This is a genomic window from Cysteiniphilum halobium (assembly GCF_003574425.1).
Taxonomy (GTDB): Bacteria; Pseudomonadota; Gammaproteobacteria; order Francisellales; family Francisellaceae; genus Caedibacter; species Caedibacter halobius.
This window is the reverse complement of record NZ_QLIU01000108.1, coordinates 1-535: the sequence shown is the minus strand read 5'-3', so window position 1 is coordinate 535 and position 535 is coordinate 1. Positions and strand designations below refer to the sequence as shown.

At 32.0% G+C, this 535-nt stretch carries 1 protein-coding gene; it reads left to right on the top strand.

What is annotated here, in order from left to right; genetic code table 11:
• The first annotated feature begins 149 nt into the window (after window positions 1-149).
• Window positions 150-344: a hypothetical protein gene (locus tag DNK85_RS11110; protein ID WP_119329611.1), complete on the top strand. Its 195-nt coding sequence runs from the start codon at window positions 150-152 to the stop codon at window positions 342-344.
• Window positions 345-535 lie beyond the last annotated feature (191 nt).

The following is a 535-nucleotide window of genomic DNA, read 5'->3' as shown; positions in this document are numbered from 1 at the left end:
TTCAGAAATGTTTTTAATGAAAAGTGTTTCCTCAGATGTAATTATTTTTTCCTTATTTTGCACACTACAGGACAGTAGTCACTGAAGCCCTTTATTTTTAAGTATTTTCATGTCATTTTTGTTTTGCTAAAAACGTAATAAAAAGAAGCATGGCACACGCAAAGGAACTTCAGCAGCTACTTAAGCATTATTTTAACGATACTCGTCATACTTTAGAATGCCTAACTTACATTATTTTAGGATTATTTGTTGTGCGAAGTATCAACATGGCAAAACTTGCACGAAGCTTCCCAACAAAAAGTAAAGAAGCATCAGTTTATAATCGTTTGCAGCGCTTTATGTAACTCTTCTCATTCTTACACATACTCCTCTACCATAGTATTTGTTAGATTTTTTCCTTACCAATTGCAATCACTTTATGCTTTCTTATGACGAATTTTACTTTTGTTAAAAAGCACATCAATTATCTGTTTGTTATCATCTCTTCCTAGGTCGTTTCATTTCCATTTATTTGTTTACTTCTGTCTTTCACACT